This window comes from Blastococcus xanthinilyticus (assembly GCF_008124835.1).
Classification (GTDB): Bacteria; Actinomycetota; Actinomycetes; order Mycobacteriales; family Geodermatophilaceae; genus Blastococcus; species Blastococcus xanthinilyticus.
The window spans coordinates 55,589-80,170 of the sequence record NZ_VNHW01000016.1; the positions used below are offsets into that span (position 1 = coordinate 55,589).

General features: G+C 75.0%; 26 protein-coding genes and 1 rRNA gene. 11 read left to right on the forward strand and 16 right to left on the reverse strand.

Annotated elements, in window-relative coordinates; translation table 11 throughout:
• Positions 1 to 104 precede the first annotated feature (104 nt).
• Positions 105 to 278, forward strand: coding sequence for a hypothetical protein (locus BD833_RS19590; protein WP_166534832.1), 174 nt, complete (start codon positions 105 to 107; stop codon positions 276 to 278).
• Between the two features lie 63 nt (positions 279 to 341).
• Positions 342 to 1,199 (forward strand): DNA-formamidopyrimidine glycosylase family protein, encoded by an 858-nt coding sequence (locus tag BD833_RS19595; RefSeq protein WP_166534833.1) that lies wholly within the window; start codon positions 342 to 344, stop codon positions 1,197 to 1,199.
• A gap of 49 nt (positions 1,200 to 1,248) precedes the next feature.
• Here BD833_RS19595 and BD833_RS19600 read toward each other — a convergent pair whose 3' ends face one another.
• Positions 1,249 to 2,088: a PspA/IM30 family protein gene (locus tag BD833_RS19600; RefSeq protein WP_166534834.1), complete on the reverse strand. Its 840-nt coding sequence runs from the start codon at positions 2,086 to 2,088 to the stop codon at positions 1,249 to 1,251.
• A 138-nt stretch (positions 2,089 to 2,226) separates the two neighbouring features.
• On the opposite strand from BD833_RS19600, the gene BD833_RS19605 reads away from it, so the two are divergent.
• Both BD833_RS19605 and BD833_RS19610 read left to right on the forward strand, forming a co-directional pair.
• Positions 2,227 to 3,240, forward strand: coding sequence for a PfkB family carbohydrate kinase (locus BD833_RS19605; RefSeq protein ID WP_243737824.1), 1,014 nt, complete (start codon positions 2,227 to 2,229; stop codon positions 3,238 to 3,240).
• Positions 3,237 to 3,725 carry a GNAT family N-acetyltransferase gene (locus tag BD833_RS19610; RefSeq protein ID WP_166534836.1) on the forward strand — a complete coding sequence of 163 codons (489 nt, stop codon included), beginning with the start codon at positions 3,237 to 3,239 and terminating at the stop codon, positions 3,723 to 3,725. Before BD833_RS19605 ends, BD833_RS19610 begins: the two co-directional genes overlap by 4 nt.
• Here BD833_RS19610 and BD833_RS19615 read toward each other — a convergent pair.
• The 6 genes from BD833_RS19615 to BD833_RS19640 all read right to left on the reverse strand — a co-directional run bounded on the left by BD833_RS19615 (position 3,700) and on the right by BD833_RS19640 (position 10,007).
• A complete protein-coding gene (locus BD833_RS19615; RefSeq protein WP_166534837.1) occupies positions 3,700 to 4,197 on the reverse strand; it encodes a TetR family transcriptional regulator in 498 nt (165 codons plus the stop codon). The genes BD833_RS19610 and BD833_RS19615 overlap by 26 nt on opposite strands.
• A 37-nt stretch (positions 4,198 to 4,234) precedes the next feature.
• On the reverse strand, positions 4,235 to 4,639 hold the full coding sequence (locus tag BD833_RS19620) for a helix-turn-helix domain-containing protein (RefSeq protein WP_166534838.1): 405 nt from the start codon (positions 4,637 to 4,639) through the stop codon (positions 4,235 to 4,237).
• A gap of 106 nt (positions 4,640 to 4,745) precedes the next feature.
• On the reverse strand, positions 4,746 to 5,276 hold the full coding sequence (locus BD833_RS19625; RefSeq protein WP_166534839.1) for a CinA family protein: 531 nt from the start codon (positions 5,274 to 5,276) through the stop codon (positions 4,746 to 4,748).
• A gap of 4 nt (positions 5,277 to 5,280) precedes the next feature.
• The gene (pgsA, locus tag BD833_RS19630) at positions 5,281 to 5,946 is read right to left on the reverse strand and encodes a CDP-diacylglycerol--glycerol-3-phosphate 3-phosphatidyltransferase (RefSeq protein ID WP_166534840.1); all 666 of its coding nucleotides are present in this window, start codon (positions 5,944 to 5,946) and stop codon (positions 5,281 to 5,283) included.
• 5 nt (positions 5,947 to 5,951) lie between these two features.
• A complete protein-coding gene (locus BD833_RS19635; RefSeq protein WP_166534841.1) occupies positions 5,952 to 7,406 on the reverse strand; it encodes a MiaB/RimO family radical SAM methylthiotransferase in 1,455 nt (484 codons plus the stop codon).
• Between the two features lie 84 nt (positions 7,407 to 7,490).
• Entirely contained in the window at positions 7,491 to 10,007 is a 2,517-nt protein-coding gene (locus BD833_RS19640; RefSeq protein WP_166534842.1) for an FtsK/SpoIIIE family DNA translocase, read from the reverse strand.
• Between the two features lie 89 nt (positions 10,008 to 10,096).
• On the opposite strand from BD833_RS19640, the gene BD833_RS19645 reads away from it, so the two are divergent.
• The 4 genes from BD833_RS19645 (at position 10,097) to BD833_RS19660 (ending at position 14,385) form a co-directional block, all read left to right on the forward strand.
• On the forward strand, positions 10,097 to 12,046 hold the full coding sequence (locus tag BD833_RS19645) for a S9 family peptidase (protein ID WP_166534843.1): 1,950 nt from the start codon (positions 10,097 to 10,099) through the stop codon (positions 12,044 to 12,046).
• Complete coding sequence (locus tag BD833_RS19650; protein ID WP_208092780.1) at positions 12,043 to 13,098, forward strand: aminotransferase class V-fold PLP-dependent enzyme; 1,056 nt, start codon at positions 12,043 to 12,045, stop codon at positions 13,096 to 13,098. The genes BD833_RS19645 and BD833_RS19650 overlap by 4 nt, the downstream gene beginning before the upstream one ends.
• Before the next feature lie 73 nt (positions 13,099 to 13,171).
• Positions 13,172 to 13,708: a sigma-70 family RNA polymerase sigma factor gene (locus BD833_RS19655; RefSeq protein ID WP_166534844.1), complete on the forward strand. Its 537-nt coding sequence runs from the start codon at positions 13,172 to 13,174 to the stop codon at positions 13,706 to 13,708.
• Positions 13,705 to 14,385 (forward strand): anti-sigma factor, encoded by a 681-nt coding sequence (locus tag BD833_RS19660; protein WP_166534845.1) that lies wholly within the window; start codon positions 13,705 to 13,707, stop codon positions 14,383 to 14,385. The genes BD833_RS19655 and BD833_RS19660 overlap by 4 nt, the downstream gene beginning before the upstream one ends.
• A gap of 80 nt (positions 14,386 to 14,465) precedes the next feature.
• On the opposite strand, the gene BD833_RS19665 is transcribed toward BD833_RS19660, so the two are convergent.
• From BD833_RS19665 to thyX, 7 genes are all read right to left on the reverse strand, one after another.
• Complete coding sequence (locus BD833_RS19665; protein WP_166534846.1) at positions 14,466 to 15,776, reverse strand: right-handed parallel beta-helix repeat-containing protein; 1,311 nt, start codon at positions 15,774 to 15,776, stop codon at positions 14,466 to 14,468.
• A gap of 186 nt (positions 15,777 to 15,962) precedes the next feature.
• The gene (locus tag BD833_RS19670; RefSeq protein ID WP_243737825.1) at positions 15,963 to 16,319 is read right to left on the reverse strand and encodes a mycothiol transferase; all 357 of its coding nucleotides are present in this window, start codon (positions 16,317 to 16,319) and stop codon (positions 15,963 to 15,965) included.
• 133 nt (positions 16,320 to 16,452) lie between these two features.
• Positions 16,453 to 18,153, reverse strand: a complete 1,701-nt coding sequence (locus tag BD833_RS19675; RefSeq protein WP_166534848.1) for a ribonuclease J — start codon at positions 18,151 to 18,153, stop codon at positions 16,453 to 16,455.
• A gap of 13 nt (positions 18,154 to 18,166) precedes the next feature.
• Positions 18,167 to 19,063 (reverse strand): 4-hydroxy-tetrahydrodipicolinate synthase, encoded by an 897-nt coding sequence (gene dapA / locus BD833_RS19680; protein WP_166534849.1) that lies wholly within the window; start codon positions 19,061 to 19,063, stop codon positions 18,167 to 18,169.
• A gap of 9 nt (positions 19,064 to 19,072) precedes the next feature.
• Positions 19,073 to 19,615 (reverse strand): dihydrofolate reductase, encoded by a 543-nt coding sequence (locus BD833_RS19685; RefSeq protein WP_243737826.1) that lies wholly within the window; start codon positions 19,613 to 19,615, stop codon positions 19,073 to 19,075.
• Entirely contained in the window at positions 19,612 to 20,418 is an 807-nt protein-coding gene (locus BD833_RS19690; protein ID WP_166534850.1) for a thymidylate synthase, read from the reverse strand. Before BD833_RS19690 ends, BD833_RS19685 begins: the two co-directional genes overlap by 4 nt.
• Positions 20,419 to 20,493: 75 nt before the next feature.
• Complete coding sequence (gene thyX, locus BD833_RS19695; protein ID WP_166534851.1) at positions 20,494 to 21,246, reverse strand: FAD-dependent thymidylate synthase; 753 nt, start codon at positions 21,244 to 21,246, stop codon at positions 20,494 to 20,496.
• A 48-nt stretch (positions 21,247 to 21,294) separates the two neighbouring features.
• Here thyX and BD833_RS19700 point away from each other — a divergent pair, with 48 nt between their 5' ends.
• Complete coding sequence (locus BD833_RS19700) at positions 21,295 to 21,717, forward strand: DUF1232 domain-containing protein (RefSeq protein WP_208092781.1); 423 nt, start codon at positions 21,295 to 21,297, stop codon at positions 21,715 to 21,717.
• Here the strand turns inward: BD833_RS19700 and BD833_RS19705 are convergent.
• Positions 21,689 to 22,903, reverse strand: a complete 1,215-nt coding sequence (locus BD833_RS19705) for a winged helix-turn-helix domain-containing protein (protein ID WP_166534852.1) — start codon at positions 22,901 to 22,903, stop codon at positions 21,689 to 21,691. The two genes, BD833_RS19700 and BD833_RS19705, sit on opposite strands and share 29 nt — an antisense overlap.
• 65 nt (positions 22,904 to 22,968) lie before the next feature.
• Here BD833_RS19705 and BD833_RS19710 point away from each other — a divergent pair, with 65 nt between their 5' ends.
• Together BD833_RS19710 and BD833_RS19715 are read left to right on the forward strand one after the other, a co-directional pair.
• On the forward strand, positions 22,969 to 23,565 hold the full coding sequence (locus tag BD833_RS19710) for a GNAT family N-acetyltransferase (protein ID WP_166534853.1): 597 nt from the start codon (positions 22,969 to 22,971) through the stop codon (positions 23,563 to 23,565).
• Complete coding sequence (locus tag BD833_RS19715) at positions 23,562 to 24,227, forward strand: DUF2461 domain-containing protein (protein ID WP_166534854.1); 666 nt, start codon at positions 23,562 to 23,564, stop codon at positions 24,225 to 24,227. Before BD833_RS19710 ends, BD833_RS19715 begins: the two co-directional genes overlap by 4 nt.
• Before the next feature lie 263 nt (positions 24,228 to 24,490).
• Here the strand turns inward: BD833_RS19715 and rrf are convergent.
• Positions 24,491 to 24,582: ribosomal RNA gene (gene rrf / locus BD833_RS19720) — 5S ribosomal RNA — on the reverse strand; the annotation flags it as partial.

Sequence of the window (24,582 nt, forward strand, 5' to 3'; positions counted from 1 at the left end):
ACCAGGGCACATGACGGTTGGATGGCAGTGCGGCCAGGCCGGTGCGGTGTCGCCCGATCGGGGGAACCCAGGGTGTACCAGCCCCTGCAAGGAGGCAGAAGCTCATGCGCATCCTCTTGATCGTCCTGTCGATCGTCGGCGTCGCCCTCCTCACGGTCGGGGCGTTGGTGCCCGAGCGGTTCGTGCTGGCGCTGCTGGGGCTGGTCATCCTGACCGGCACGGCCAGCGCCGCCCTGGCGTCGCTGTCGCCGCGGCGCCCGCCGTACCCCCGCTACTGACCCGGGCGCCGGGCCGGGCCGCCCGGCGGGGCGCGCTCGCCCGCCGCCGGGGAGACTGGGCGCGTGCCCGAGGGAGACACCGTCTGGCTGGCGGCGAAGCGCATGAACCAGGCGCTCGCGGGGGCGACTCTGCGCACGGGCGAGTTCCGCCTGCCGCAGCTGGCCGCGCTCGACCTGGCCGGCGTCACCGTCCGCGAGGTCGTCCCGCGGGGCAAGCACATGCTCATCCGGCTGGCCGACGAGCGGACGCTGCGGACGCACTACCGCATGGACGGCAGCTGGCACATCTACCGGCCGGGCACCAGGTGGCGCGGCGGGCCGGGCTACGACGTCCGCGTCGTCCTCGCCACCGACGAGTGGGAGTGCGTCGGCTACCGGCTGCACGACGTCGAGATCGTCCCCACGAGCGATGAGGACCAGCTCGTCGGTCACCTCGGCCCGGACATCCTCGGGCCGGACTGGGACCTGGCCGAGGCGCTGCGCCGGCTGCGCAGCCATCCCGACGAGCAGGTGGGCGTGGCGATCCTGGACCAGCGGAACCTCGCCGGCATCGGCAACCTGTACAAGGTCGAGGCGCTGTTCCTCACCGGTCTGCACCCGTGGGCCCGGGTGGCCGACGTCGACGACCGGCTGGAGCCGCTGGTGGAGCGGGCGCAGCGGCTGATGCGGGCGAACCTGCACCACCCGGAGCAGAGCACGACCGGTGACCTGCGCAAGGGCCGCGACCACTGGGTCTACGGCCGGAAGGGCAAGCCCTGCCGGCGGTGCGGGACGCCGATCCTCATGGGTGACCAGGGGCCGCCCCTGCAGGAGCGGGTCACCTACTGGTGCCCGCGCTGCCAGGCGGCGGACTCCCCAATCTCACCCACCGCGCGGACCGGCGAACCGGGGCGGCAACCGCCCGTCGCCACCCCCGGCTGACCGGGGCCCGCCCCCCGTCGCCGGGAAGCGGCGGGGAGCGGACCACCGGCTAGGCCTGCTCGGGCCGCTCGGCCGGCTGGGCCTGGCGCTGCTCGGCCGTGAGGTCGGGCGCGGGAGCGCCCTGCTCGATCGCGCCGGCGGCGGACGTGCCCTCGACCGCCTGCGGGCCACCGCCCATGGAGGCCCGGATCTGGTCCAGCCGGGAGGCGCCCGCGACGTCGAGGGTCGCCTTCTGCACCTCGAGCATCCGGCCCTCGACCGAGGTCTGCGCCAGCTCCGCCTGACCCAGCGCGTTGGCGTAGCGGGCCTCGATCTTGTCCCGGATCTCGCCGAGGTTCGGGGTGTTGCCCGGCGCGGAGAGCTCGTTGACCTGACGCATCGACGCGGCCACGTGCTCCTGCATCTTGGCCTGCTCGAGCTGGCTCATCAGCTTCGTGCGCTCGGCCAGCGTGGTCTGCAGCCGCATGCGGGACTGCTCGACCGCGCCGCGGGCCTGCTCCGCGGCCTGGAGCGCCTCGTCGTGGCTGCGCTTGAGGTCCTCCATCGACTGCTCGGCGGCCACCAGCTGGGTCGCGAACGCCTGGGCGGCCTGCTCGTACTCGGCGGCCTTGGTCGCGTCGCCCTTCCCCCGCGTCTGGTCGGCGAGCGTCAGCGCCTGGCGCGCGGAGGCCTGCAGCTTCTCGACCTCGCCGAGCTGCCGGTTCAGCCGCATCTCCAGCTGCCGCTGGTTGCCCAGCACCGCGGCGGCCTGGTTGGCCAGGGACTGGTGCCGCTGCTGCTCGGCCTCGATCGCCTGGGCGATCTGGATCTTCGGATCGGCCCGCTGGTCGATCTGGGCGTTGGCCGACGCGGTGAGGTACTTCCACAGCTTCACGAACGGATTGGGCATGGGTGGTCCTCCTGCTCCGGCGCACAGCCGGCCCGGCGATGCTCGTCACCGATCATCGTCCCAGGTGCTCGCCCTTTGCAGCCAATGCGGGCACCAGTGGCTCCGGCGCTCGCTCCGGACGCGGCTAGGGTTCGCGTCGTGCAGCCCGGCGTCCGAACCCTGTGTGTCCTCGGCGAACTGGTCGTCGACCTCCTGCCGGACCCCTCGGCCGGCGCCGGCCCGGAGGGCACGGCACCGCACTACGTCGCCCGCCCCGGGGGCAACGCGCTCAACGTCGCCGTCGCCGCCGGGCGGCTGGGCGCGCCGGTCCGCCTGCTGGCCCGGCTGGGCACCGGCCCGCTGGCCGGCCACCTCCGGCGGCACGCGGAGCTCTCGGGCGTCGACACCACCGCCTTCGTCGACGCCGCGGAGCCGGTCAGCCTCGCCGTCGTGGGCCTCGGCCCGGACGGCAGCCCCGACTACGGCTTCCACGTGCTCGGCGCGGCCGACTGGCAGTGGACCGACGACGAGCTGGCCCGCGTCGACGCCGACGAGGTGGGTGCGCTGCACGTCGGCTCCATCTCCAGCTGGACCGAGCCGGGCAGCGCCGCCGTCGCCCGGCTCGTCTCTCGGCTGGCCGGCGCCGCCCTCATCAGCGTCGACCCCAACATCCGACCGATGCTGGCCGAGGGCGCGGTCGGCGCCTCCCTCGGCAACGACCGCGCCCGGGTCACCCGCCGGCTGGCCGAGCTGGTCGCGCACGCCGACCTGGTCAAGGTGAGCGCCGAGGACCTCGCCTGGCTCGAACCGGGGACCACCGACCTGGACGACGCCGCGCGCCGCTGGGCCGAGCGCGGGCCGGCGCTGGTGGTGCTCACCGACGGCGGTGCGCCGCTGCGGATCGCCCGCCCGGGCCGGCCGGTGCTGCACCGGGAGAGCCCGCGGGTCGACGTCGTCGACACCGTGGGCGCCGGCGACTCGCTGGCCGCCGGGTTGCTCACCGGGCTGCTCGACGCCGGTATCGACACCCGGGCGTCGCTGGAGGCGGCCTCCGACGAGCAGCTGCTCGCCCTGGTCGACGACGCCGCCCTGGTCGCGGCGCTGAACTGCACCCGCGTCGGCGCCGATCCGCCCACGAGCGACGAGCTGGCGGCCGCGCGGGACCGGCGGTGACCGGCGACCGGCTCCGGCTGGTCGGCTTCGAGGAGCTCTCCGCCGGTGCGCTGCGCGGCCGCCTGCTCGCCCGGCGCGAGGAGTTCTGGGCCGGCTCCGTGCTCGACGCCGACGCCGTCACCGCGCTCCACGACCCGGTGTTCTTCCACCAGCTGGGCGGGTTCGGGGCGCTCGCGCTGACCGCGGACGGCGCGGACGCCGGTTACCTGCTGGGTGTCGTGAGCGCCGACCGGATCGCCGTCGTGCAGGCCGTCGCCGTCCACCCCGCCCGGCGCGGGGCCGGGATCGCCACCCGGCTGCTCGAGCGCTTCGCCGGTCTGGCCGCCGGCGTCGGCGCGCGGGTGGCCCAGGCCGTGACCCTGCCCGGGGACCGGCCCGCCGCCGCCCTCGCCACGCGGTTCGGCGCGCACGCGGCTCCCTCGCCGGGGCACGCCGGACCCGGCGCCGACCGGGTGGTCTTCACCCGGGCCCTGCCACTGGGCTGAGCGCGGCGACGGCCAGGGCGACCGCCTCGGCCTGCCGGCGCCGCACGGTGGTCCGGCCCGGCTGGACGACCACCCCGAGCAGCCAGCGGGCGACGAGCTCCGCGGCGTCGTCCGGGACCACGAGCGCGGCCGCGAGCCGGCGGGTGACCACCTCCCACCGTCCGGCATCGACGACGAGGCGCTCCGGCTCGGTCGCCGCCACCCGGCGCAGCACCGGATGGGTGCCGAGGTCGTCGGCGAGCGCGACCAGGGCGTCAGCGAGCGTGCGCCCCGCGGCCAGCTCGCCCAGCCGGTCGAGCTCGGCGGCGACGAGCGCACCGACGACGTCGTCCTTGGTGCGGAAGTAGTTGTAGAGGGTCCCCTTGGCGACACCGGCCGCGGCGGCCACCGACTGCATGGTGCTGCCGCGGACGCCGTCGGCCGCGAAGGCCCGGGCGGCGCCCGCGAGCAGGCCGGCGCGCGTGCGGTTCACGGCTGCGGCGGGAGCTCCGGGAGGCGGGGCCGGTCGGTCAGGCGGCGAGCGAGACCGCGTCGTGCCGCCGCGCGGCCCGGCCCTGCGGACCGGCGCCGACCAGGGCGAGCGCCGGCTCGGCGGCCGGCTCGGACCCCTGCGGGACGACGACGGGCTCGGCGACCGGGGCGTCACCGGAGGGAGCGAGCGGCCGGATCTCGCCGCCGGCGGCCGCGACGCGCAGCTCCAGGCTGACCTCGGCGAGCAGGTCGGCCAGCTCCACCTCGAGGGCGTCGCAGATGGAGGCGAGCAGCTCGGAGGATGCCTCCTTCTGCCCCCGTTCCACCTCGGAGAGGTAACCGAGGCTGACCCGTGCGGCGCCGGAGACGTCACGCAACGTCCGGTGCTGACGCAGCCGGTGGCCGCGCAGGGTGTTCCCGAGCTGGGTGCGCAGCAGCGTCATGGCCGTCTCCTGTCCTGCGAGCGGGGAAGCGGCGGTGCCATCTGGCACCGTGCGCTCACGGTACGCGGCCCGTGCGTCAGGAGCCCACCGGCGGGGCCGAGTCCGCTCATGGCGTAACGCCGGGAGCGAGCGGCTCGTTCCCGGGGCGGCCGCCACGCAGCCGGTCGAGCAGCGCGGTGAGGGCGTGGTCGACCGCGCCGGTCCGCACCGCGGCGCGGTCGCCGGGCAGGTCCAGCTGCACCACATCGGTGCGCTCGCCGTCGCTCAGCCCGAGGTAGACCCGGCCGGGCCCGTGGCCGTCGACGGGGTCGGGGCCGGCGACGCCGGTGAGCCCGATCCCCCACGTCGCCGAGCACCGCACCCGGATGCCCTCGGCGAGCGCGGCGGCGGTCGGCCGGCTGACCGGCCCGTGCGCGGCCAGCAGGTCCTCGGGCACCCCGGCGAGCGCGGCCTTGAGATCGGTGGCGTAGACGACGGCCCCGCCGCGCAGCGTGGCGCTCGCGCCCGGCACCGCGGCGAGGGTGGCGCACAGCAGGCCGGCGGTCAGCGACTCCGCGGCGGCCACGGTCTCGCCCCGCCCGAGCAGCGCCCGGTGCACCTCGGCGGCCGGCGCCTCCGGCGCCGCGGGCGACGTCACGCGCTCAGGCGGCGGTGTCGGTGCGGGTGCCGGTGCTGGGCCCGGCGGCGCGGCGGGCGGCCGCGGCCCGCATCGCCCGCGCACTGGTCTGGCGCAGGGTCACGGCCCGGTAGACGTAGTCCAGGCCGGTGAGCACGGTGAGCAGCACGGCCACGGCCATGACCCACCAGCGGGCGGTCGCCAGCGCGCCGCTCAGCGGCAGGATGTAGAGCCCGATGGCGAGGGCCTGCACCACGGTCTTGGCCTTGCCCCCGCGGCTGGCGGCGATGACGCCGTCCCGGATCACCCAGAACCGCAGCAGGGTGACGCCCACCTCGCGGACCAGGATCACCGCGGTCACCCACCACGGGAGGAGCGCCAGGACCGACAGCGCGATCAGGGCCGTACCGGTGAGGGCCTTGTCGGCGATCGGGTCGGCCAGCTTGCCGAACTCGGTCACCTGCCCGGTGCGCCGCGCGATCAGCCCGTCGTACCGGTCGGTGAGGATCGCCAGGCCGAACACCAGCGTGGCCCAGTAGCGGTCGGCGTCGTCCAGGGCGTCGTCCTGGAAGAGCAGGACCGCGAACACCGGGACGACGGCCAACCGGAGCACGGTGAGCGCGTTCGGCAGGTTCACAAGCTTGGTCGACTGCGGGGGCGTCGCTGCCGGGTCGGGGGCCACGTCGCTCACCTACGTCACCGCCCGGCCGGCGCGACGGCGGGCAGGAGCACCCGGGCCACGAGGTCGATCCCCTCGGTGTCCACGACCTCGGCGGCGACCAGCCCGCCGGCGACGGCGTCGGCCGGCACCCCGGTCACGGTCGTGGTCCCGTCGGCGTCGGGATCCTGGTGGGCGGCGTGCCCGAGCCAGACGCCCGGCCCCTGCTCGGCCGAGAGGTCCTCGGTCAGCAGCACCTCGACCCGCTCGCCGATCCGGTCCTCGGCGCGCTGGGCGGTCAGCTCCTCGACCAGGTCGGTGATCCGGCGCACCCGGGCGTCGATCTCGTGCTGGTCCAGCTTGCCGTCCAGCCCGATGGCCTCGGTGCCCTCCTCGTCGGAGTAGCCGAAGACGCCGACGGCGTCCAGGCGGCCCGCGACGAGGAAGCGCTCGAGCTCGGCGACGTCGTCCTCGGTCTCCCCCGGGAAGCCGAGGATGACGTTGGTGCGGAAGCCGGCCTCCGGTGCCAGTGACCGCGCCCGCTCGATGAGGGCGAGGAAGTCGTCGGTGCCGCCGAACCGCCGCATGCGACGCAGCAGCGAGGGCGAGGAGTGCTGGAAGGAGAGGTCGAAGTAGGGAGCCACGCGCCCGGTGCCGGCGATGACCTCCAGCAGCCCGGGGCGCAGCTCGGCCGGCTGCAGGTAGGCCACCCGCACCCGCGCGATCCCCTCGACGGCGGCCAGCTGCGGCAGCAACTTCTCCAGCGAGCGCAGGTCGCCGAGGTCCTTGCCGTAGGAGGTGGAGTTCTCGCTGACCAGCACCAGCTCGGTGACGCCCTGCCCGGCCAGCCACGCGGCCTCGGAGAGCACCTCGGCCGGCGGGCGGGAGACGAAGGCGCCGCGGAAGGCCGGGATGGCGCAGAAGGCGCAGCGCCGGTCGCACCCGGAGGCGAGCTTCAGCGCGGCCGACGGCCCGGAGGCCAGCCGGCGGCGGCGCAGCCAGTCGTGCCCGGGGATGGCCGGGCCGGTCTCGCCCGTCCGCCCCCCGGCGCCGGCGAGCACCGCGGAGCGCTCGACCGGGCTGATCGGCAGCAGGGTGCGCCGGTCGCGCGGGGTGTGCGGGACCAGCGGGCGGCCGGCCAGCACGTCGTCGAGGCGGTCGCCGATCGCGGCGTAGTCGTCGAAGCCGAGGACGGTGGCCTCCGGCAGCGCGCCGGCGAGCTCGGCGCCGTACCGCTCGGCCATGCAGCCGACGGCGACGACGGAGGCACCGGAGTCCGTGGCGGCGAGGATGGCGTCGACCGAGTCCTTCTTGGCGGTCTCGATGAAGCCGCAGGTGTTCACCAGGACGGCGTCGGCGGAGTCGGAGTCCTCGACGAGCTGGTACCCCTCGGCCGCCAGCCGGCCGGCCAGCTCCTCGGAGTCGACCTCGTTGCGCGCGCAACCGAGGGTCACCACGGCCACGGTCCGGGGAGAGCGGGGCGTGGCTGTCACCGGGCCATCGTAGTCGCCGGAGCGGTGGATCCCACCCCGCGACGGGGTGATCCCCGTCCGGTGACGCGCGGGACGGCCGGTCGACTACTCGCTGCCGCGGATGGTGAACAGCGTCGCCTCGAGCTCGTCGGGCTTGATGAGCACGTCGCGCGCCTTGGAGCCCTCCGAGGGCCCGACGATGCCGCGGCTCTCCATGAGGTCCATGAGCCGGCCGGCCTTGGCGAACCCGACCCGCAGCTTGCGCTGCAGCATCGACGTCGAGCCGAACTGGCTGGTGACGATGAGCTCCACGGCCTGCAGCAGCAGGTCGAGATCGCCGCCGATGTCCTCGTCGATCTCCTTCTTCTCGCCGGCGCTGCCCGCGGAGAAGACCTCCTCGCGGTACTCCGGCTCGGCCTGCCGCTTGCTGAACTCGACGACCGCCTCGATCTCGGCGTCGGACACGAACGCGCCCTGGACGCGCATCGGCTTGCCCGCGCCGATGGGCATGAAGAGGGCGTCACCCATGCCGATCAGCTTCTCCGCGCCCGGCTGGTCGAGGATGACCCGGCTGTCGGTGAGGCTGGAGGTGGAGAACGCCAGGCGCGAGGGCACGTTGGCCTTGATCAGGCCGGTGACGACGTCGACCGACGGGCGCTGCGTGGCCAGGATCAGGTGGATGCCCGCCGCACGGGCCTTCTGCGTGATCCGGACGATGTGCTCCTCGACGTCCCGGGGCGCCACCATCATGAGGTCGGCGAGCTCGTCGACGATCGCCAGGATGTAGGGGTAGCGCCGGTAGACCCGCTCGCTGCCGGGCGGCACCGTGATCTCGCCCTTGTCGACCTTGCGGTTGAAGTCGTCGATGTGCCGCACGCCGGTGGACTTCATGTCCTGGTAGCGCTGCTCCATCTCCTCGACCAGCCAGGCCAGCGCGGTGGCGGCCTTCTTCGGGTCGGTGATGATCGGCGTGATCAGGTGCGGGATGCCGTCGTACGGCGTCAGCTCGACCATCTTGGGGTCGACCAGGATCATCCGCAGCTGGTCCGGGGTGGCCCGCAGCAGCAGCGAGGTCAGGATCGAGTTGACGCAGCTGGACTTACCGGCGCCGGTGGCGCCGGCGACCAGCAGGTGCGGCATCTTCGCCAGGTTCGCGCAGACGAACCCGCCCTCGATGTCCTTGCCGAGACCCACCAGCATCGGGTGCGGGTCCTGCTTGGCCGCCTGCGAGCGCAGCACGTCGCCCAGGCTGACCTTCTCGCGGTCGGTGTTGGGCACCTCGATGCCGACGGCGGACTTGCCGGGGATCGGCGCGAGGATGCGGATGTTGTCGTTGGCCACCGCGTAGGCCATGTTGCGGGTCAGGGCGGTGATCTTCTCGACCTTCACGCCCTGGCCGAGCTCGACCTCGTAGCGGGTGACCGTCGGCCCGCGGGTGAAGCCGGTGACCGCGGCGTCGATGTTGAACTGCTCCAGGACGCCGCTGATCGCCTCGATGGCGACGTCGTTGGCCTTCGAGCGGGCCCGCGGCGGGTCGCCGGGGCGGAGCGTGGACAGCGAGGGCAGCACGTAGTCGCCCTCGACCGGCTGGATCGACAGCTGCTCCGGCTCGGTGATCGGCGGCAGGTCCTCGGGCGGGGAGGTGCGGTCCACGATCGGCGGCCGGGCGGCCGGGACCGGCGGCGGGGCCGCGAGGACGGTGTGCTCGGCCTCCGTGGTGCGGGTGGCCTCGGGTGCCTCGGCGTAGGCGCCGTGGTCGATCGGGCCGGTGGTGAGCAGGTCCTCCGACAGCGACTTCCGGCGGGACCGGCGGCTGACGGGGGCCTCCTCCGGCTCCTCGTCCTCGTCGTCGTAGCCGTCGTCGTCGTACTCGTCGTAGTCGTCGCGGCCGAGCAGCCGGTCGGTGAACTCCCGCAGCCGCTCCGGGATCTGGTGCACCGGCGTCGCGGTGATCACCAGCAGGCCGAAGAACGCGAGCAGGGCCAGCAGCACCACGGTCACGACGGCGCCGAGCCCCGCGACCAGCGGGGTGCCGACGGCCCAGCCGACCAGCCCGCCGGAGCCGGGCCGGCCCTGCTGCGGCAGGGCGGGGGTGCCCACGACGTGCGCGATGCCGAGGACGGAGGCCACGGCGCACAGCCAGCCGATCGCCAGCCGCCCGCGCGCCTCGGGCCGGGGACCGCGGCGCAGCAGCCGCAGCGCCGCGAAGAACAGGACCACCGGCAGCACCATCACCAGCGACCCGACGATCCAGCGCACGCCGTCGGTCAGCGCCGTCCCGACCGGGCCGATGCCGTTGCTCCAGGCCGCCGCGCCCAGCACGATGGCCAGGCCGAGGACGGCCAGGCCGACGCCGTCCCGGCGGTGCTCGGGCGCCAGCGGCTCGGCCTCCTCCGGGCGGGCCACCGAGCGGGCGAGACCGCCCGCGCCGCGGGCGAGCAGGTTCCAGCCGCCGCTGGCGATCCGCCAGAGGCCGGGGCCCGACGACTGCGGCTTCTTCTTCGCCGCGGGACGGCGGTTGGGCGCGCTCTTGGTCGGCGGTCGCTTCTTGCTCGCCGCCGTCGAACCCGAGCGGCTGCGGGTCGCGGCCGGCCGACGGCTCGACGTGGTGCGGGCAGGCATGCGTCAGACGGTAAGCCCGGTGGGGGTTTCCGGCGGGCAGGCGAGGCGTCGTGTCCCGCACCGGCCCGCCATCTCCTAACGTCACAGACATGAGCTCCCCGCTCCCCCATGGCAGCTGGCCCACCCCGATCACCTCCGAGCTGGTCGTCCGGACCGCAGCCCGGCTCGGGGAGGTGGCCGTGGACGGGCCGGACCTCTGGTGGTCGGAGTCCCGGCCGGACGAGGGCGGCCGCTCGGTCCTCGTGCGGCGCGCGGCCGACGGCACCGTGGCCGACGGGCTGCCCGCGCCGTGGAACGCCCGCACCCGCGTCCACGAGTACGGCGGCGGCGCCTGGACGGTGTCCGGCGGCACGCTGTGGTTCACCGAGTTCTCCGACCAGCGGCTGTACCGGCTCGACGCGGGGTCCGACGTCCCGGTCCCGGTCACCCCGGAGCCGGCCGTCCCCGGCGGGGTGCGCCACGCCGACCTCGTCGCGACGCCGGAGGGGCTGCTTGCCGTCCGGGAGACCCATGCCGACTCCGGTGCCGCGGCCGACGTCGTCAACGAGATCGTGCGGGTGCGCCCCGACGGGAGCAGCGACGTCCTGGTCAGCGGGCCCGACTTCGTCGCCGGCCCACGCCCCTCCCCCGACGGCTCGGCCCTGGCGTGGCTGCAGTGGGACCACCCGCACATGCCCTGGGACGCCGCCCAGCTCGTGTTCCGGTCGGCCGACGGCACCGAGACCGTGGTCGCCGGCGGCCCCGGGGAGTCGGTCGTCCAGCCGACGTGGGCCCCCGACGGCACGCTGTGGTTCCTGTGCGACCGCACCGACGTCTGGTCGCTGTACCGGAAGCGCCCGCACGGCGAGGTGGAGCTCGTCCTGGACGTCGGCGCCGACATCGCCGGGCCGCAGTGGCTCTTCGGGCAGAGCCGCTACGCGCTGCTGCCCGACGGGCGGATCGTGCTGGCCTACGGCCGGGCGGGGTCCGACCGGCTCGCCGTGCTCGAGGACGGCGAGCCGCGCGAGCTGGAGCTGAGCTGGGGCACGTTCCGCTACGTCACCGCGCACGGCCCGGCGGTGGTCTGCGTGGCCGGCAGCCCGGGGAGCGAGCCGGTGGTGCTGCGGGTGGACGTCGGCAGCACGGAGCCGGAGATCCTGCGCCCGGCCCGCCGGCTCGGCCTGGACCCGGCGTGGTTCTCCACCCCCGAGCACGTGACCTTCCCGACCGAGGACGCCGGCACCGGGATCGGCGAGGCCCACGCGCTGGTCTACCCGCCGACGAACCCGGAGGTCACCGCCCCCGAGGGAGAGCTGCCGCCGCTGCTCGTGGTGGTGCACGGCGGGCCGACCGGGGCCGCCGTCCCGGTGCTCGACCTGGAGGTCCAGTACTGGACCTCGCGCGGCTTCTGCGTCGCCGACGTCGACTACCGCGGTTCGGTCGGCTACGGCCGCCGGTACCGGGACGCGTTGCAGGGGCGGTGGGGCGTGGCCGACCTGGACGACGTGATCGCCTGCGCGCGCTTCCTCGCCGGCAGCGGTCGGGTGGACGCCGCCCGGATGGCGATCCGCGGCGGGTCGGCGGGCGGCTACACGACCCTGGCCGCGCTGACGATGCGCCCGGGAGTCTTCACCGCCGGCGCCAGCCACTTCGGGGTCGCCGACCTGGGCGCGCTGGCGGCCGAGACGCACAAGTTCGAGTCCCGCTACCTCGACGGGCTGGTCGCGCCCTACGACCCGGACGCCGGGCCGGCGGGCAACCCCGTCCACGCCGAGCGCTCCCCCATCAACCACGTCGAGGCCCTGGACACCCCGCTGGCGGTCTTCCAGGGCGAGGAGGACGCCGTCGTCCCGCCGTCGCAGGCCGAGGCGATCGTCGCCGCTCTCCGGGCCAAGGGCGTGCCGCACGCCTACCTGCTGTTCCCCGGCGAGCAGCACGGCTTCCGCAAGGCGGAGAACATCCGCGCGGCGCTGGACGGCGAGCTCTCCTTCTACGCGCAGGTGTGGGGCTTCGACCTCCCCGCCGCCGAGGGCATCGCACCGGTCCCGGTGCACCGGTGAGCCTGGCCGCGGCCGTGGCCGGGGAGTTCGACGTCGCGGGCAGCTACCTCGACACCGCCTCGATGGGCCTCCCCCCGCGCCGGTCGCTGTCCGCGCTGCACGCCGCCCTCGACCAGTGGGCCGCGGGGCGCAGCCGCGCGCCGGACTTCGACCGCGACGTGGAGTCCGCCCGCGCCGCCTACGCCGCCCTGGTGGGGGTGCCGCCGGGCAGCGTCGCCGTCGGCAGCCAGGTCAGCGTCTTCGCCGGCCTGGTGGCCGCCTCCGTCCCGGCCGGCGGGGAGGTGCTGGTGGCCGAGAACGACTTCACCAGCGTCGTCTTCCCGTTCCTGGCGCAGGCCGGCCGCGGGATCCCGGTCCGCGAGGTCCCGCTCGAGCGCCTGACGGAGGAGGTCACGGCCAGGACCACGCTGGTCGCGGTCTCGGCCGTCCAGTCCGCCGACGGGCGGGTGCTCGACCTCGACCGGCTGGCGGCGGCCACGACCGCCGCCGGCGCCCGGGTGCTGCTGGACACCACCCAGGCGACCGGCTGGCTCCCGCTCGACGTCGGCCGCTTCGACTACACCGTGGGCGGTGGCTACAAGTGGCTGCTCGCACCCCGCGGCACCTGCTTCGCCACGGTGCGGCCCGACCGGCTCGACGAGCTGGTCCCGCACGCGGCCGGCTGGTACGCCGGGGCCGATCCGTGGACCAGCATCTACGGCGCTCCGCTGCGCCTGGCCGACGACGCCCGCCGGTTCGACGTCTCCCCCGCCTGGCACTCCTGGGTGGGGCAGGCGCGGTCGCTGGAGCTGCTGACCGAGATCGGCCGGGAGGCGCTGCACGCGCACGCGACCGGCCTGGCCGGCCGGTTCCGCGCCGCCGTCGGTCTGCCGCCGGGCGACTCCGCCATCGTCAGTCTCGCCGTCGACGACGCCGCCGCCGGGCAGCTCCGGGCCGCCGACGTCCGCGCGAGCGTCCGGGCGGGCCGGCTGCGGCTGGCGTTCCACGTGTCCACCACCGACCGGGACGTCGACCGCGCGGCCGAGGCGCTGGCCGGGCACGTGCGGATCTGACACCCCCGCGCACTGAACCCTCCGCCTCCGGCGTCCGTATGCCCTGCGAGAACGGTCCACGGAAGGGGCGCCGATGAGGCGAGGCAGCGGCCTGGGGCGCGACGAGCAGCTCGACGTGGGAGCGGCCTACGCCGCCCACGGCCCGGAGCTGTACCGGTTCGCGCTCCGACAGCTCGGGGACGGCGGGGCGGCGCAGGACGTGGTGCAGGAGGTCTTCCTCCGCGCCTGGCGAGCGGCCGACTCCTTCGACCCCCAGCTGGCGGGCCTGCGCACCTGGCTGTTCGCGATCGCCCGCAACGTCGTGGTCGACGAGGTCCGCCGGCTGGCCGTCCGGCCCTGGCAGGCCCAGCTGACCGAGCCGCGGGCCGACCAGCTGCCTGCGCGGGACGGCATCGACGCCGGGCTGGTGGACGCCTGGGTGGTCGAGGAGGCACTGGGCCGGATCAGCCCGGACCACCGGACCGCGATCGTCCAGACGCACCTGCGGGGGCGGCCACACGACGAGGTGGCCGCCGAGCTGGGCATCCCGGTGGGCACACTGCGCAGCCGGGTCTTCTACGGCCTGAAGTCCCTGCGCCTGGCGATGGAGGAGATGGGGGTGGAACCGTGAGCGAGCCATCGCCCCAGGAGCACCGCGATCTCCGCGAGCAGCTGGGGGTGTACGCCCTCGGGCACGGGACGGCGGCCGAGCGGGCCGCCGTCCGCGCCCACCTGGACGGCTGCGCCGCGTGCCGGGCGGAGCTGGCCGAGCTCGCTCCGCTGGTCCCCCGGCTCGCCGACGTCGACCCCGCCCGGCTGGACGAGGTCCCCGCACCGCCGGCCGGCCTGCGCGACGCGGTGCTCGCGCGGATCGCGGCGGAGGCGGCCCGGCGGCCGGCGCGGCTGACGTCGCGCCGCCGGACGGCGCTGCTCGCGACGGCGGGCGCCGTCGGGATCGCCGCCGCCGGCGTGGGGGTCGGCTGGCTGGTGCGGCCGGTGCCCCCGGCGGTGCCGCAGGAGGACGTCGCCGTGGAGGTCGTCGAGCCCGGCATCGAGGCGTCCGCAGCCCTGGTGGCGCACACCTGGGGCGTCGAGGTGAAGCTCTCCGGCGAGGGGTTCACCGCGGGCGAGGTCTACCGGGTGGCGGTGGTCGAGGAGGACGGCGCCCTCGTTCCGGCCGGGCAGTTCCTCGGCGTCGGGCCCGTGGAGCTGCACTGCAACCTCAACTCCTCCGTGCTGCTGGAGGACGCCGCCGGGTTCGCCGTGGTGGACGCCGACGGCGAGGTGGTGCTCCGCTCGCGGTTCTGACCGTGTGCTGACCACGGACGTGCCGCGGCCGCGCCGGGAGCAGCATCGCTGCCCCCGGCGCGGCCGCGGGAGTCCTCGGGTCAGCTGCCGTCGCCGGGGGCCACGGTGCGCCCGTCGATGGTGAAGCCGGTGCCCGCGCCGTCCTGGTACACGTTCGGCCCGACGGGCGCGGTGTTGCGCCGGATGTCGGTCCGGCTGACGGTCATGGTGCCCGTCTCGGAGTTCCAGAGCCCGCCGCCCTCGTTGGCGGCGGCGTTGCCGGTCACCCGGCTGCGCTCGATCGTCACGGTGCCCGCGCCGGTGAGGTGCAGCCCGCCGCCGTTGCCGGGGGCGGCGCCGGTGGTGTTGCGGTTGAGCTCGGTCCGCGACAGCGTCGTGGTCCCGACGTTGGCCTCGATGCCACCACCGGCCCGCATCGAGCTGTTCCCGGTGATCACGCTGCGCTCGACGACCACGGTGCCCTGGTCGTTGAGGATGCCGCCGCCCGATCCGGCGGCGCCGTCAGCCACGTTGTCCGTGACCTGCGACCGGGTGACGGTCAGCGTTCCGGCGCCGGCGTCCTGGAACAGGCCCCCGCCGCCCATGGTCGCCTCGTCCCCGCTCGCGGTGTTCCGCGAGATCGTGCTGCGCTCCACCGTCATGGTGCCCGCTCCGGAGTTCCACAGCCCGCCGCCCTCGGCGGCGGCGGTGTTCCCGGTGACGATGCTGCGGCTGACGTGCACCGTGCCCGCCCCGGTCAGGTGCAGCCCGCCGCCGTTGCCCGGGCCCGCGCCGGTGCTGTTGTGCGACAGCGTCGACCGGTTGATGGTCGTGGTCGACCCGGCGCTCGCCTCGATGCCGCCGCCGGCCCGCGTGGCCTGGTTCCCGGTGATCGTGCTCCGCTCGACCTCCAGCACGCCGGCGTTGCGCACGCCACCGCCGGAGGCGGGCAGCCCCTCGCCCAGCGCCGCGCCGCCGGTCACGGTGACGTGGTTCAGCCGCAGCCACCCGCCCGCGAGCACGTCGAAGACCCGGTGCTCACCCCGGGCGTCGACCGTCGCGCCGTTGCCCTCGATGGTCACGGCCGAGCTGACGTCCAGGTCGCCGGTCGCCCCGGCGTCGTCCTCGCCGTGCAGCGTGAGCGCGTAGGCCGCCTTCTTCGCCAGCACGACCGTGCCGCCGCCGGAGGCGTTCGCCTGCTGCACCGCCGCACGCAGCGAGCAGGCCCCCTGCGCGTCGGCGCACGTCCCGTCGTGCAGGTCGTGGTCGGCGGTGTCCTTCGTGGTGGTGACCCGGAAGTCCCGGTCGCCCTCTGCCTGGTGTGCCTTGTCCCCGGCCTGGGCCGGGGCCGCGGCCAGCAGGCCCAGTGCCAGCCCGGCCGCTCCGGCGCTCGCGAGCGTCTTGGTACGCATCAGTCGTCTCCCTCGTCGGTGAGGTCCGGCTGAGCAGCGCCGGACGACGGTGGTTACGCACCACCGCCGCCGGCGTTCAGCGGCCGACGCGACGAGCCGCGGAAATCTGCCGCCCCGCGGCGCGCGGTCACCCGACCGACCGGGCCGGTGACCGCACGTGGCTGCGGGCGTCGTGGCTTCACGGTGCTACGCGGCGAGGACCTGCTCCCGCAGGATGTCGGCGTGCCCGGCGTGCTGGGCGAGCTCCCGGAGCACGTGCAGGTACACCCAGCGCAGCGGCAGCGGCCCCCGGCGGTTGCCGTGCACCAGGTCGTCGAGGTCCAGGGCCGCGGTGGCCTCCCGGGACGCCGCGGAGGCCGCCTCGTGCGCCGCCCGCACCGAGTCGACGGTGTCCTCGTCGATCAGCACGAAGGACTCGTCCGGCGTCGCCGGGATGCCGATCTCCGCGCGCGGCCGGCAGATGACGGCCTCGTCGAACCAGACCTGCTCCACGAAGGCGGCGTGCTTCACCAGCCCGAGCAGCGTGGTGCGGGACGGGACCAACGAGCGCCGCGATGACACTGTCGCCGTCCGGGCGACCCCGCGACCAGGTGCCCTCCCCATGACCGCTGAGCCGGTGCGCCGCCCCCTGCGCGGACCCCTCCGGGGCCCACTCGGCCCGGCAGCTCCCCGTTGCCTAGACCTCCAGCACCGTCGGGATGATCATCGGGCGGCGGCGGTGCTTGTCCGACACCCACTTGCCGACGGTGCGCCGGATGATCTGGGACATCCGGTGCGCATCGACGCCGTCGTCCTGCAGCGCCCGCCGCAGGTTGTCCTCGACGAGGCGCAGGACCTCGTCGAAGGCCGACGGGTCGTCGGAGAAGCCCTTCGTGGACAGGTGCACCGGCCGCACGATCGTGCGGGTGGACGGCTCGACCACCACGGTCAGCGCCACGAAGCCCTCGTCGCCGAGGATGCGGCGGGCCTGCAGCGACTCCTCGCCCACGTCGCCGACGTTCAGCCCGTCGACGTAGACGTCGCCGATGGGCACGCTGCCCACGATCGAGGCCTTGCCGTCGACGAGATCGACGACGACGCCGTCCTCCGCCAGCAGGATCCGATCGGTGGCCATGCCGGTCTCCTCGGCGAGCTTGGCGTGCGCCCGCAGGTGCCGCCACTCCCCGTGCACCGGCATGAGGTACTTCGGCTTGGCGACGTTGAGCAGCGTGCGCAGCTCGCCGGCCGGGGCGTGCCCGGAGACGTGCACCCGAGCCGTCTCCTTGTGCACGACGGTGGCGCCGAGCCGGGCCAGGCCGTTGATCACCTTGTAGACGGCGGTCTCGTTGCCGGGCACCAGGGACGAGGCGAGCACGACGGTGTCGCCGGCCTCGATGGTCACCTGGTGGTGGTCGCCGCGGGCCATGCGGCCCAGCGCCGACAGCGGCTCGCCCTGCGACCCGGTGCTGACCAGCACGACCTGCTCCGCCGGCATCTTCGCCGCGTCGTCCAGGGAGACCATCAGGCCCGGCGCCACGTGCAGCAGCCCGAGATCGCGGGCCACCCCCATGTTGCGGACCATCGAGCGGCCCACCAGCGCGACCTTCCGGCCGTGCTTGTCGGCCGCGTTGAGGACCTGCTGGATGCGGTGCACGTGGCTGGCGAAGCTGGAGACGATCAGCCGCTGCGTGGCCCGGGCGAAGACGTCCTCGAGCACCGGGCCGATGGACCGCTCCGGGGTGACGAAGCCGGGCACCTCGGCGTTGGTGGAGTCGGAGAGCAGCAGGTCGATGCCCTCGACCCCGAGCCGCGCGAAGGCGCCCAGGTCGGTGAGGACGCCGTCGAGCGGCAGCTGGTCCATCTTGAAGTCGCCGGTGTGCACGAGCACGCCCGCCGGGGTGTGGACGGCGACGGCGAGCGCGTCGGGGATCGAGTGGTTCACCGAGATGAACTCGCAGTGGAACGGCCCGGCGAGGTGGTCGTCACCGGCGGCCACCTCCACCAGCGTCGCGTCCAGCCGGTGCTCGCGGAGCTTGGCCGCGACCAGCGCGAGGGTGAACCGCGAGCCGACCAGCGGGATGTCCTCGCGCAGCCGCAGCAGGTACGGGATCGCCCCGATGTGGTCCTCGTGGCCGTGGGTCAGCACGACCGCGACGATGTCGTCGAGCCGGTGCTCGATGACGCCGAAGTCGGGAAGGATGAGGTCGACGCCCGGCTGCTCGGCCTCCGGGAAGAGGACGCCGCAGTCGATGACCATCAGCTTCCCGTCGAACTCGAGCACGGCCATGTTGCGGCCGATCTCGCCGAGCCCGCCGAGCGCCATCACCCGCAGGCCGCCCTCGGGCAGCGGCGGGGGGGCCTTGAGATCGAGGTGCGGTTGGGTGACCTGACCACTCACAGGGGGATGCCTCTCAGAGCTGGACCCCGCCGGCGGCGAGGTCGGCGCGCAGTTGCGCGATCTGTTCGGGGGTGGCGTCGACCAGCGGCGGGCGCACGGGGCCGGCCGGGAGGCCCAGCTCCCGCAGCGCCGCCTTGGTCAGGATGACGCCCTGGGTGCGGAAGATGCCGGTGTAGACCGGCAGCAGACCGTCGTTGATCTCGCGGGCCTTGACCAGGTCGCCGGCCTCGACGGCGGCGATCAGCTCGGCCAGCCGCGGGCCGACCAGGTGGCCGACGACACTGACCACGCCCACGCCGCCCATGGCCAGGATGGGCAGGTTGACCATGTCCTCGCCGCTGTAGAACGCCAGGTCGCTGCGAGCCATGGTCCACGCCATCGCACCGAAGTCGCCCTTGGCGTCCTTGACCGCCACGATCCTGGGGTGCTCGGCGGCCCGGACGAGGGTGTCGACCTCGATCGGCGTGCCGGTGCGGATCGGGATGTCGTAGAGCATCACCGGCAGGTCGGTGCTGTCGGCGACCGTGGTGAAGTGCCGCAGCAGGCCGGTCTGCGGGGGCCGGTTGTAGTACGGGGTGACGACGAGCAGCCCGTCGGCGCCCAGCCGCTCGGCGGCCCGCGCCTTCTCGATGGAGTGCGTGGTGTCGTAGGTGCCGACGCCGGCGACGACCGTGGCGCGGTCACCGACGGCGTCGATCACCGCCTCCAGGACGGCGTGCGACTCGCCGTCGCCGATGGTGGGCGACTCCCCCGTCGTCCCGAGGACGACCAGGCCGTCGTGGGCCTGCCGGTCGACGAGGTGCGCGGCCAGCTCCTGGGCCCCGGCGAGGTCGATCGAGCCGTCCTCGGCCAGCGGGGTGACCATCGCCGTGAGCACGCGCCCGAACGGCCGGGCGGGGTCTGTGGTCATGGGATGAATCTACCCAGCGGGAGGGACCGCATCCCGCGCGTACTCCGACACGGCGTAGCGCAGCCCCGTGCGCTCCGACGTCGCCCAGCCCTCGGCCGGTGCGCGGGACACCAGCCGCCACCCCTGGCCGGGCTCCGGCGCCCGCGTGTCGCCGTCGACCTCCAGGTCGACGTCGGTGACGACGAGCCGGTCGGCGTGCGGCAGGAACTCGGCGTACACCGCTCCCCCGCCGATCACCCAGGCCGAGGGGTGCTCGGCGAGCACCTGGGCGACCGAGCCGGCCGGCCGGGCGCCGTCGGCCGACCAGCCGGGGTCGGTGGTCAGGACGACGTTGGTGCGGCCCGGGAGCGGGCGGAAGCGCTCGGGCAGCGACTCCCAGGTGCGCCGCCCCATCACGACGGTCGAGCCGGTGGTGAGCCGGCGGAACAGGGCGAGGTCCTCGGGCAGGTGCCAGGGCAGCCGCCCCTGCGCCCCGATCACCCGGTCCCGGGCCTGCGCCCAGACCAGCGCGATGCCGGGCCGGCCGGCCGGCGCGCCGACGTCGCCGCTCACACCGCCACGGCTGCCCGGATCGCGGGGTGCGGCCGGTAGTCGCGCACGGTGAAGTGCTCGTAGGTGTAGTCGAACAGCGAGGCGGCCGGGGCCAGCTCCAGCGTGGGGAACGGCCGGACCTCCCTCGTGAGCTGCTCGGTGACCTGCTCGACGTGGTTGTTGTAGATGTGGCAGTCGCCACCGACCCAGATGAGGTCGCCGGCCTCCAGGCCGACCTGGGCGGCGATCATGCGGGTGAGCAGCGCATAGCTGGCGATGTTGAACGGCACGCCGAGGAACATGTCGGCGCTGCGCTGGTACAGCTGGCAGGAGAGCCGGCCGTCGGCGACGTGGAACTGGAAGAACGCGTGGCAGGGCGCCAGCGCCATCTCCGGCAGGGCGCCGACGTTCCACGCCGACACGATCATGCGGCGGGAGTCCGGATCGGCCCGCAGGGTGTCCAGCAGCGCCGCGATCTGGTCGACCTCCCGGCCGTCCGGGGTCGGCCAGGACCGCCACTGCACGCCGTAGACGGGGCCCAGCTCGCCCTCCGGCGAGGCCCACTCGTCCCAGATCGTGACGCCGTTCTCGCGCAGCCAGCCGACGTTGCTGTCCCCGCGGAGGAACCACAGCAGCTCCACGGCGATGGACTTGAAGTGCACCTTCTTCGTCGTCACCAGCGGGAAGCCCTGCGACAGGTCGTAGCGCAGCCGCTCGCCGAACAGGCTCACCGTGCCGGTCCCGGTCCGGTCCTGCTTCGGCGTGCCCTGCTCGAGGATGCGCCGCAGGAGGTCCTCGTACTGGGTGTCGATCGGAGCTGCCACGGGCCCGAGCCTACGGCGGGGGGACGACGGCGGGCAGCGGCCCGGATCACCCGCCCCACCGGTCCCGCCGCCGGGTCAGCCCTCGGCGACCAGCGGGCTGGCGGCGACCTCCGTGCCGTCGGCCAGCGGGCTGATCCGGAAGTCGCCGAACACGTCGCCGGCGACCCGCTGCAGCTCGCGCAGGCAGGCGATGGCCAGCTCGCGGAGCTCCACGTCGGCGTGCTCGCTGGCCCGCATGGCGACGAAGTGCCGCCAGGCGCGGTAGTTGCCGGTGACCACGAGGCGCGTCTCGGCGGCATCGGGCAGCACCGCGCGGGCGGCCTGCCGCGCCTGCCTGCGCCGCAGGCCCGCCTGCGGCGCGCCGGCGAACCGGTCCTCGAGGCCCTCGAGCAGCTCCCGGTAGGCGGCCAGCGCCGCGTCGGTGGCCGCCGTGAAGCGCGCGTGCAGCTCGGGGTCGCCGGCGATGACGGCCGGCTCGACGACGGCTCCGCCGTCCTCCGGCACATGGCGCTGCGAGAGCTGGCTGAAGGAGAACTGCCGGTGCCGCACGAGCTCGTGGCCCACCGACCGGGAGAGGCCGGTGAGGTACATGGTCACGCTCGCGTGCTCCAGCACCGCGAGGTGGCCCACCTCCAGGACGTGCCGCAGGTAGCCGGCGTTGGTGGCGGTCGCCGGGTTCGGCTTGTCCCACGCCTGGTAGCAGGCCCGGCCGGCGAACTCCGCGAGCGCCTGCCCGCCCTCGGCGTCGGTCTCCCAGGGAACGTCCGCCGGCGGGGTGAACTGCGTCTGCGCGATGACCTGAACCTGGAGCGGAGCGACCTGGGGCACGGGTGCGAGCCTACGGCCGCGCCCGCGCGCGCCGGGCAGACTGAGCGGGTGGACTGGCTGGCGGCGGTGGTGTCCCTCGCCGGAGGACTCGTGCTCCTCTGGCTGCTGCTGCTGGCCCTCCTGTGGCGCTCGCGACCGGACGGGATGACCGTGGGCGACGCGCTGCGGCTGCTGCCCGACGTGGTGCGGCTGGTGCGCCGCCTGGCCGCCGACCGCACGCTCCCCCGGCGGCTGCGGCTCCGGCTGTGGCTCCTGCTGGCCTACCTGCTCTCCCCCGTGGACCTGGTGCCCGACGTCGTGCCGGTCCTGGGCTACGCCGACGACGTCGTGGTCGTCGCGTGGGCGCTGCGCTCGGTGGTGCGCGGCGCCGGGGAGGAGGTGCTCCTGCGGCACTGGCCGGGCGAGCCGTCCGGCCTGGAGGTCGTGCGGCGGCTGGCCGGGCTCACGCCTGGGACGCGAGAGCCCGGCTGAGCTCGGGCCACAGGTCACCCCGCTCAGCGACGACGACGTCGGCCAGCTCCATCCACCCGGCCATCAGCCGGAGCTCCGCGGCGAGCGCGTCGGCCACGACGTCGCGGTCGACCCCGGGCTCCGCGTGCGCGGCCTGCACCCGGAGCATCCCCGCCTGCCGGTCGGCCTTGAGGTCGACCCGGGCGACCAGCCGGTCACCGAGCAGGAAGGGCAGCACGTAGTAGCCGTGCACCCGCTTGTGCGCGGGGGTGTAGATCTCCAGCCGGTAGCGGAAGCCGAAGATCCGCTCCACCCGGGGCCGCTCCCACACCAGCGAGTCGAACGGGCTCAGCAGCGCCCGGGCGCGGATCCACCGGGGACGGCGCGCCTGCGGGTCCAGCCACGCCGGGCGGTTCCACCCGTCGACCTCCACCGGCAGCAGCTCCTGGGCATCGGCCAGCTCGGCGAGGGCGATGCGCGCGTCGGCCGGGCCGAGGCGGAAGTAGTCGCGCAGATCGGTCTCGGTCGCCACCCCCAGTGCCCGGGCGGCGGTGCGGACCAGTTCGCGCACGGCGTCGGGCCGGTCGGGGGTGGGCGCGTGCACGATCCCGGCCGGGAGCACCCGCTCGGACAGGTCGTAGACCCGCTCGAACCCGGCGGTGCGCGCGGTGGCCGTGAGCGCGCCGGTGAAGAACAGGTACTCCAGGCCCGCCTTGCCGGCGTGCCAGTTCCACATGCTGCCCGGCCGGTTGGGGCGCTCCTCCTGCAGCTGGCTCGCCCGGATCGGCCCGTCGCTGCGGACCCGCTCCAGCAGGGCGGCGACGTACCCGGGCCGTTCGCGCTGGACCCGGGTCATCGACCCCCACGCCTCCTGGTCGGCCGCCGCCATCCGCCAGCGCAGGTGCGGGTGCAGCCGCACCGGCAGGAACGACGCCTCGTGCGCCCAGTACTCGAACAGCTCGTGCCGCCGGTTGGACAGGACGTCGAGCGCGGCCCGCGGGTAGGGACCCAGCCGGCTGAACAGCGGCAGGTAGTGCGACCGGGAGAGCACGTTCACCGAGTCGATCTGCACGACGGCGAGGCGCTCGGCCACCCGGCGCAGCTGCCGGGTGCCGACGGGCGCGGCCGGGCGCGGCTCCGCGAAGCCCTGCGCCCCGAGCGCGATGCGCCGGGCCAGGGCGGCCGGCAGCCGTTCGACGGGTGTCACGCCCGCCGATCCTGCCGGGCGGGTACGACGGACGCCCGGGCGGAGGTGCGACCTAGGCTGCCGGGGTGACCTCCGACCTCCCGTTCCCCCGCCGCGTGGGATCCGCGGACGTCTCGGTGCGCCCGGCCCGACCGGAGGACGCGGTCGACATCGCCCGGGTCCAGGGCACGACCTGGCGCACCGCCTATCGCGACGTGCTGCCGGCGGGCGTCCTCGACGCCTGGGACGAGGCAGCGGTGGAGGCGTCGTGGCGGAGCGCCGTCGGCGCGCCGCCGTCCCCCGGGCACCGGGTGCTGGTGGCGGTCGAGCGGGAGACCGTTGTCGGGTTCGCGGCGTTCGCCGCGGAGGCGGGCACGGTCGAGGTCGCCACCCTCCTGGTCGAGCCCCGCTGGGGCCGGCGCGGGCACGGCAGCCGGTTGCTCGCCGCCGTCACCGACCTCGCGTCGGCCGGCGGGCAGCGTCGGCTGGAGATCTGGCTCGCCGAGTCCGACCGGGTCTCCGCCGGTTTCTTCGAGTCGGCGGGGTGGGAGCCCGACGGCTGGGCGCGCACGCTGGACACCGGCGAGGAGCCCCTGCGGGAGCTGCGCTGGCACACCACCCTGGACGGGAACGACCCGGACGAGAAGGACCTCGACGGGACCGAGGAGGACCGCAGGTCATGACCTTCGCCGGCTTCCCCGACGAGGGGCTCGTCTTCTACGAGGGCCTGGAGGCGGACAACAGCAGGACGTACTGGACCGCGCACAAGTCCGAGTACGAGGCGTTCGTCCGGGGTCCGCTGCAGGCACTGGTGGACGACCTCGCTCCGGAGTTCGGGCCGGCCAAGGTGTTCCGGCCCTACCGGGACGTGCGGTTCAGCCACGACAAGACGCCGTACAAGACGCACCAGGGAGCGGTGGTCAACCCGGAGGGCCGCGGGGCCGGCGCCTGGTACGTGCAGATCTCCGCGGACGGGCTCGCCGTCTCCGGCGGGTGCTGGCGGCTGGAGTCCGACCAGGTGGCCCGCTACCGGCGGGCGGTGGCCGATGCGGTGCAGGGGGCGGCCCTGGAGAAGGAGGTCGCGCGCCTGCGGTCGGCGGGCTGGACGGTCGACGGCGACCGACTGGTTCGCGTGCCGGCCGGGTTCTCGGCCGACGACGACCGCATCGAGCTGCTCAAGCACCGGTCGCTGCACGTGACCCGGCGCTGGGAGCCCGCGGACTGGCTGCACGCCGCGGCAGCCGGTGAGCGGGTGCGCGAGGCGTGGCGTGACGTGGCGCCGCTCAACACGTGGCTGGCCGCGAACGTCGGTGCCACCGCCAAGGAACCGCGCCCCCGCCGCTGACCGATCCGGCCCCGGTCGCGCGCGCCGCCGCGTCGTCGACGTCGCCTGCCCGCACATGGCGCGGACCTCGCCGCCGGCGTCGACCCGGCCGAGCACGTCCACCACCACGCGTCAGCTCGAGGATCGCGCGACGCAGGTCCCCGACGACTGATCCGGAATGCCCGAAAGCCGAATGGGCACAGGGCGATTGCACGAACGGGGACCTGGTGGGGAACGCACGAAGGGGCCCCAGCACGGATGCTGGGGCCCCTTCGGGAATGGTTGTCCGGCGGCGTCCTACTCTCCCACCCCGTCTCCAGGGCAGTACCATCGGCGCTGAGAGGCTTAGCTTCCGGGTTCGGAATGTTACCGGGCG